Below are 7,571 nucleotides of genomic sequence, written 5' to 3' on the forward strand. Positions count from 1 at the left end.
CGCTGCCGCCCTCGCCTGGCGCATCCCCGGAACCACCCCGCCGTCCCACCGGGCCGCACCCCTGCCCTGGCTGCCCGACGTTCCACCGGTGCTTCGGCAGGACGCGGAGACGAGCGACTACCTCGACCGGCTCACCCACCGGATCGACGACCTCAAGCAGCGCGTCGCCGACGAAGCCCGGCAGGCGGGGGCAGCCGACCGGATGCCGTGGCAGCGGACCCTTCCGCCCGGCGTCGACGACCGACTGACCGGCGATCTCGCCGTCTGGCGCGCGGCTCACGGCATCTCATCCAGCGAGCCCAGCCCCACCGGACCGCCCATGAAGGAGCCCGGCGTCGTCACGCACCAGACACGACTCGGCCGACGGTTGCGCCCGTCGCCTCCGGTCGGCGCCGTGCCGACGCCAGCCTCAGTGGGCGAGAGGTTGCGCGCTACCCAGCGACGGGCAGAGCGTCATCCGCTGGACAGACCCAGATCGCAGCAGTTGCCCGGTCCTTCCCGGTAACCGGTGGGGCACGTGGGGGCCTGGTTCGCTTGCTTACCCCCAAACGTGCCAGGCGAGGGTCAAGTCCGGTGGAGTGGTGTACGAGGTGATCCCTCGATGAGGGGTTAGGCGGTCAGGGCGGGGACGAGCGTGGTACTCACCTCCTCGGTCGGCTCAGTCGGGGTGAGGGCGGTGCGGCAGCGGGTCAGGACGTCGAGTCCGATGTAGCGGCGTTGCTCGGCCCAGGCGTCGTCCTGCTCGGCCAGGACGGCACCGACGAGGCGGATGACGGACTCGCGGTTGCGGAAGACGCCCACGACGTCGGTGCGCCGGCGGATCTCGCGGTTGAGCCGCCCGCCCGAGGTTGTTCGACCAGATCTGGCGCCACACTTCCTTGGGGAAGGTGGTGAACGCCAGGATGTCCGAGCGGGCCTCCTCCAGGTGCGCGGCGACGGCGGGCAGCTTCTCGGTGAGCGCGTCCAGGACGCGGTCGAACTGGGCGTGCACCGAGGCGGCGTCGGGCTGGTCGTACACGGAGTGCAGCAGCGCCTTCACCCACGGCCAGGAGGACTTGGCGTGGTGGCCATGAGGTTGGCGGCGTAGTGGGTGCGGCACCGCTGCCACGCCGTCCCAGGCAGCGTCGCGCCGATCGCCTCGACCAGGCCGGCGTGGGCGTCGGAGGTCACCAACCCGACCGGACCCGCGGCGGTCAGGCCACGGGCGACGAGGTCGCGGAAGAAGGCGAGCCAGGACGCGGTGCTCTCGCCGGTGGCGACCTGGATGCCCAGGATCTCCCGGTATCCCTCGGCGTTGATCCCGGTCGCCACCAGGGCGCAGACCTTGACCACGCGGCCGCCCTCGCGGACCTTCAGCACCAGGGCGTCGGCGGCGACGAAGGTGTAGGGCCCGTTGTCCAGGGGTCGGGTGCGGAAGGACTCCACGTGCTCGTCCAGCTCGGCCGCCATGGTCGAGACCTGCGACTTGGACAGGCCGGTGATGCCCAGCGCGGTGACCAGCTTGTCCATCCGCCGCGTCGAGACACCCAGCAGGTAGCAGGTCGCGACCACCGTGGTCAGCGCTGCCTCGGCGCGGCGGCGCCGCTCCAGCAACCAGTCGGGGAAGAAGCTGCCCTCGCGCAACTTGGGGATCGCCACGTCCAGGGTGCCGACGCGGGTGTCCAGGTCCCGGTGCCGGTGCCCGTTCCTGCGGTTGGACCGGGTCTCGGTGCGGGTGCCGTAGCCGGCGCCGCACACGGCATCGGCCTGCGCCGAGAGCAAGCTGTTGATGAACGTGCCGAGCAGCTCGCGCATCAGGTCCGGACTGGCCTGGGCCAGCTGCTCGTGCAGGAACTGCTCAGGGTCGATAATGGGGCCAGCGGCCATCGTGGTGCTTCCTTCTCGAGTCGGTTGTGAGAGATCACTCGAAGGAACACACCGGTGGCCGCGCCTACCTCAGCAGGACACGCTCACCCGGGTGCTCGTACACCACTCTGCAGGACTCCACTCCAGGCGAGCATCCGGTGACCGGGATGGACGGTCGGGGGCCGAACCTAGAGTAAGACGCCCGTGGCGGTTGGTGACGATGGACATGGCCGCGAACCTGCATCCCAGTCTTGACGTGCGTGCGGTGAGAGCGCCACGCGGGTGGAGGTCTGGAGGGGAAGGGAGCATCTGGCTGGGACGCGTGCGCAGGACCGCGCGCAAGACCAAGATTTTACTGAACCTGTACCGTTTCGTTACCTCCGACCCTAGTAAACGGCTCCGCCATCTGCGTAGTCTGCTGGTGCGGGGGGAGCGCGCTACACCGGTTACGGCTCGGTTCACCTGCGGGGGCAGATCGATTCCGCGAACTGTCCAGACTCATCAATGAAGAGGAGTTGGGATGAAGAGCATTCTTCGGAGAACGACCGCGATCGCGGCTGCTAGTCTGGTCACTCTAGGCGCTGCGGCGCCCGCGATGGCCGCGACGGCAAAGGTGGGTGGGGGTGACTGGCACTACGGTACCTACCTAGTCTGGAACGGGAAGGCGTGCTATTCGAACTACATGCACTACGGCGTCTCCCATGGGTCGACAGCAATCATTGCTTCTGCTCGAGACTCCGACTGGCAGGCGGCAGGTCGCTGGTCCGAGGCGGTTGCCGTGGCTGGGGTTGTGTATGACTGCAGCACGTACTGGCGGACGTGAGGGCCGTCCCCAACCGAGAGCATGCGGTATGACCGTAGGCTCTTAACCTAGGCTTCGGCGTTGGGTCGCGGTACGCGGCTCAACGCCGAAGCGTTGCACGGGTTTGGGTGGATCGTGAGATGCCTATTCTCGTTGATCGGCAGCGGCGGATATGTGCGGCGCTCGAAGAGAACTCTAGTCGCGGGGGTAAGCATGATTAACATTCTGTCGGGAGCGACAGTTGTGGCACGCGTCGTAACTGCAGTAGCCGTTTTGCTGGCACTGCCTATACCCACCGGATGGGGCTTACCCGGACAGGGATCAAGCCTGGAGGGGACGCCTGCCGAAGGCTATGGCGTTTTCTTTCCTGAGTTGGTTGGTGAAGACGCAGAGGAGTTTTCCTCAGGGGGGCACCGAACCGAAGTCGCGCAGGCTGGTCCGCTTTACGCGGAGCTAAACAGCCGAGGAGCATTATATGTTGACGCTTCCGCTTTCTCCTCCCCGCGACCGTATGTGACCGGACTTCCCCAACACATCCTAACCGTCAACCCCAACTATCTGGCTTCTCAGCGGCTCTTGAAGGACGAAGGCGGGGTAGTCGTGGTGCCCGACTCTGAAGAGGCATGGGTTGTCCTCGTCCCCGTCGAGTACAGGACATACGAAGCACCAATTCGATCGTACTTCGGAGAGTACCGAAGTGAGTCGGCGCCTCGATCCCAACGGGATGTCCTCGGTCTCGAGGTACCAGCCCACCTGGCCAAGCAGGAGGTCAAGATTGTGTGGCTCGCCGAGGGGTCCAAGGCCTTTAGCCATGATGCGCGCGTCGCCCCCCACGCCGATCACGTTGTTGATAGGCCAATCATCGAAGTCGTCACAATGAGGAACTCTTTAGAAATTGATCGCATGAACACCGTGACTGGGAACGTCAATGCCCCACTGAAGGTGCCACTTCGCGGATCGGCTGCCGAAACCTACGACGCACTGGAGGCAGTACTGGAAAGTTTGGAGCTTGATGATAATCTCGTCGCCATTGCAGATGTGCAGCATCGCGATGCTGGGAACCCATTCAGTCACGCTTCTCCGGCGGTAGCTGCAGTGGCGCTCATGGCCTACTTCACACTTTGCTTGGGCGAGGCCTTGCGTGGTCGAGCCGGTCACGCATCACGTCTGGGCCGCTCGACACGCGATAGGTGGTTCGGGCGGTTCGCCTTAATATGGATTTCAGCGCTGATTTTAGCATATGGGTTTCTTTTTGCATTGGAGCCCAGCGCACTGGGCCACATAGTTTTTGTGGCCATGTTGGTCGTCCCCACCGCATTCCTAATCGAATTCGCGTGCCGTGCGTTCCTGAGCGGGCGCCACGGAGAGGTGGAATCGACCGGCGGTGTGCGAAGGTGAACGAAGGATTGCTACCATTTTCCGCGGCGAGGGTCAGGTAGGGTGGCAATGTTCTAGTACTCCAGCTGATGTCGCGGGTAACGCAATCGGTCTTAGGGCTGCCGTAGGCGCCATCACAACAAATTGATTCGACTTCCTGGAGGGCATGATGAAGACTACTGCGTTGGTGGCATCACGGGCGATTGACCTGTTCAAGACTTACGGAGAGGGCGCCACGTCCGTGGCGGCTCTACGGGGCGTTTCCGTGGAGGTTCTGGCGGGCACTTTCACAGCGATTATGGGCCCGAGTGGCTCGGGGAAGTCCACGTTGATGCATCTACTCGCTGGGTTGGATACGCCCACGTCCGGTGACGTTCTGCTTGGCGGATGTGAGCTGAGTGCGTTGTCGGACGCGGATCTGACCGTGGTTCGCCGTGAGCAGGTGGGCTTTGTCTTCCAGGCGTTCAACCTTCTTCCGACGCTGACGGCCGAGCAGAATATCCGGTTGCCTCTGGACCTGGCGGGTCAGGATGTCGACGAGGCCTGGCAGCAAACGGTGGTTCAGGCTCTTGGTGTGGCTGACCGGTTGGGCCATCGCCCAGGTGAGTTGTCCGGCGGACAGCAGCAGCGGGTGGCCCTGGCGCGGGCCTTGGTGACACGACCAGCTGTGATCTTTGCCGACGAGCCGACGGGCGCCTTGGACTCTGTCACGGGCGCCGAGGTTCTCGCCCTGTTCCGGCGATCGGTCGACGAGTGGGGACAGACGGTGGTGATGGTCACGCACGACGCGCACGCAGCTGCGGTCGCTGACCGAGTAGTTCTGCTCGCTGACGGCCAGGTGGCCGGGGAGGTACTGGATCCTGACCCGGACTCGGTGACGGCCGCCATCCGCGACCTGGCCACGGTCTGATGGGCGCCCGGCGGTGGATGCTGGCGGGGTTGGCATCCCGTGGACGGCGTCTCATCTCGGCCGCGGTGGCGGTTGTCATCGGGACGGCCTTCCTGGCCGCGACGTTGTCGCTGATCGAGACGGCCGCACGTGGCGTCCAGGACTCGGTCGCCGCCGGTCTGCGCGACGTCGACCTGGTCCTGACCGGCGCTGACGGCGCGCTGCTGACTTCGAGCGATGTGGTTGCAGCGGCCGGGGTGTCGGGGGTCGCCAGGGTGGCGGGTCAGGCCGAGGTATATCTGCAGGTGGGTAGGGAGATCGTGGTGGGTGGGACCTCTCCGGACCCGGGCGCGGTGCTGGTCGAGGGCCGTCTGCCGCAATCGGCAGGCGAGGTCGCGGTCAACAGGGCGGCGCGCTCGGCCGGGATGGGTATGGGGGAGGCGCTGACGCTGTCCGGGATGGCACCACCGGATGCGGGCGCGGACCCGCCTGCGGTGGACGTCGTGGTGGTCGGGGTGGTCGACCCGGCACCCGGCTCAAGGCTGAACATGGGTCCGAGTTTCCTCGGTACGGACGACATGCTCCGCCAGGTCGACCCGAACCTGTCCTACACGGCGCTGCACCTGCATCTCCACGATGGTGCCGACGTGGCTCAGGTGCGTGCCGGTCTGCTCGACGCCGTCCCCGGGGCCTGGCAGTACACCGGGCAGGAGCGGGCGGAGGCTGCCGTGGAGGCCACGAGCGGCGGGGCCGGCTTCATGACCGCCCTGGCCGCCGGGTTCGCGGCCGTGGCGCTCGGCACTGCCGCCATCGTGATCGCGAACACGTTCACGATCACCCTGGCCCAGCGGCAACGCGAGCTGGCGCTCCTGCGCTGCGTCGGGGCCAGCAAGAACCAGGTGCGCCGTCAGGTCCTTGTCGAGGCGCTGGTGCTTGGCGTCGTCGGCTCGGCCTTCGGCGTGCTGCTGGGCCTGGCGACCTCTGCTGCCCTTCTGACCCTGGCGCGACGCACCGGGCTAGAGGTGATCCCCACGGGGACAGCTCTGGCCGTCACCCCGGCGGCTGTGCTGATCCCACTGGTCGCCGGTGTGCTCGTCACGGTCTTGGCCGGCATGTGGCCAGCCGCTCGCGCCACCCGCGTCGCGCCGTTGCAGGCGATGCGTCCCGCCGCACCGGCGGTTGGTCACACCCTGCCGCGGTTACGTCGCCTCTTGGCCGGCGGAGCTGTCTTCGTTCTCGGGGTGGCGCTGATGGTGGTGGGCGCGGTCTTGCCCGACCCTAACGCCGGTATCCTCGGAGGGTTGATCTCCTTCGTCGGGGTCATGATCGCCACCGTGGTTCTCATCCCAGCATCAGTGCGCGTCCTGGGTGCACTGCCCGCGCGGGTCGGTGTTCCGGGACGACTCGCGGTCGACAACGCGGTGCGCCACCCGGGCCGGGCCGCGGCGACGGGTACGGCCCTGCTCGTCGGGGTCACCTTGATCACGATGACGAGCGTGGGCGCCGCGACGGCCGAGCGGACCGTGATGGGCGAAATCGATGACGCCTACGCGGTCGACCTCCTCGCGACCGCACCCGACGACCTCACCAGCCCCGGCGGCGCGCCCCGCCTGGAAGCCCTCGACCCGGCCCTGGCGACCACTTTCGCGGCGGTTGACGGCGTAGCCGCCACTCGCTCCGTTCCTACCACGATCCTGGGAATAGGCGAATGGGAAGACCCGATCCTGACCATCGGCATCGACACCGACAGCGCCGACGTCGTTCGCAGCGCCACCCAGCTAGCGTCGCTGGAACCGGGCACCCTGGGCATGGGCAATGTCACCCAGGCCATACACGGCATCGAGGTCGGCGAGCAGGTAACCATGAACGGCCCGTCCGGCACCCGAGAGCTCCTTGTCGTGGAGTTCGGGCTCGGCGAGGGAGTGGTGGCCGTCAACGATGAGGACCTCGCCGCTCTCGGCGGTGACCAGGTCCGCCGCAGCGTGCTCCTGGTCGGACTCGACGACGGCGTCAACCCCGTCCAGGTCCTGGACGACCTGCAGCAGGTCGCCCAGGAGGCGGGAGTGGTCATCGACGGGCCCGCGGTCGAACGCGCCGGAATCGTTCAGATCCTGGACGTCCTAGTCCTGCTCGCTACCGCCCTGCTCGCCGTCGCGGTCATTATCGCCATCGTCGGGATCGCCAATACCCTGTCCCTGTCAGTGATCGAGCGGCATCACGAGCACTCCCTCCTACGCGCGCTGGGACTCACCCGCAAACAACTTCGCCTGATGCTCCTGACCGAAGGGGCACTGCTCGCACTCGTCAGCTCCCTGATCGGCGTGGCCCTCGGAGTCCTCTACGGACGGCTCGGCGCCCAGACCATCCTCCCGGAACAGGTCCAGACCGAGCTGGCGATCCCGGCAGTCCGCATCGCCCTGATTCTAGGGGCCGCACTGGCAGCTGGTCTTCTCGCCAGTGTCCTACCCGCGCGCAGAGCTGCCAATACGGCGCCGGCTCAAGGGTTAGCGGCCAACTAGTATGCGACTGCCGTCCTTCGCGACCCCCGACGCTGCGTTCATTTGCCTACTGCTTTGCCGACGTTGGGTCTGCTGCTCCTATGCGTTGTCAAGCCGCGGTCAGCCATTGGGGCTTGTATGACTTGGAGGGCCTCCTGGT

The 7,571-nt window shown here is 66.5% G+C and carries 5 protein-coding genes and 1 pseudogene; 5 read left to right on the plus strand and 1 reads right to left on the minus strand.

The window, feature by feature from the left end; genetic code table 11:
• A partial coding sequence (locus FJR00_RS16435) for a hypothetical protein (protein ID WP_238330543.1) occupies positions 1 to 505 on the plus strand: 505 nt, incomplete at its 5' end.
• Between the two features lie 104 nt (positions 506 to 609).
• On the opposite strand, the pseudogene FJR00_RS15360 reads toward FJR00_RS16435, so the two are convergent.
• Positions 610 to 1,866, minus strand: a pseudogene (locus tag FJR00_RS15360) (IS256 family transposase).
• Between the two features lie 574 nt (positions 1,867 to 2,440).
• Between FJR00_RS15360 and FJR00_RS16695 the strand changes: the two are divergent.
• The 4 genes from FJR00_RS16695 (at position 2,441) to FJR00_RS15380 (ending at position 7,432) form a co-directional block, all read left to right on the plus strand.
• Positions 2,441 to 2,668 (plus strand): lactococcin 972 family bacteriocin, encoded by a 228-nt coding sequence (locus FJR00_RS16695; RefSeq protein WP_377466658.1) that lies wholly within the window; start codon positions 2,441 to 2,443, stop codon positions 2,666 to 2,668.
• A 756-nt stretch (positions 2,669 to 3,424) separates the two neighbouring features.
• Positions 3,425 to 4,045: a hypothetical protein gene (locus FJR00_RS15370; protein WP_141339585.1), complete on the plus strand. Its 621-nt coding sequence runs from the start codon at positions 3,425 to 3,427 to the stop codon at positions 4,043 to 4,045.
• Positions 4,046 to 4,190: 145 nt separating this feature from the next.
• Positions 4,191 to 4,934 (plus strand): ABC transporter ATP-binding protein, encoded by a 744-nt coding sequence (locus tag FJR00_RS15375; RefSeq protein WP_141339586.1) that lies wholly within the window; start codon positions 4,191 to 4,193, stop codon positions 4,932 to 4,934.
• A gap of 65 nt (positions 4,935 to 4,999) precedes the next feature.
• Entirely contained in the window at positions 5,000 to 7,432 is a 2,433-nt protein-coding gene (locus FJR00_RS15380) for an FtsX-like permease family protein (protein WP_181409673.1), read from the plus strand.
• Positions 7,433 to 7,571 lie beyond the last annotated feature (139 nt).

This window comes from Ornithinimicrobium kibberense, from assembly GCF_006519705.1.
In the GTDB taxonomy this organism is placed as follows: domain Bacteria; phylum Actinomycetota; class Actinomycetes; order Actinomycetales; family Dermatophilaceae; genus Ornithinicoccus; species Ornithinicoccus kibberensis.

Bases quoted from the DNA above. Each gene is read 5' to 3' on its own strand.
- FJR00_RS16695 (WP_377466658.1), top strand. From the start codon at position 2,441: ATGGCCGCGACGGCAAAGGTGGGTGGGGGTGACTGGCACTACGGTACC.
- FJR00_RS15375 (WP_141339586.1), top strand. From the start codon at position 4,191: ATGATGAAGACTACTGCGTTGGTGGCATCACGGGCGATTGACCTGTTC.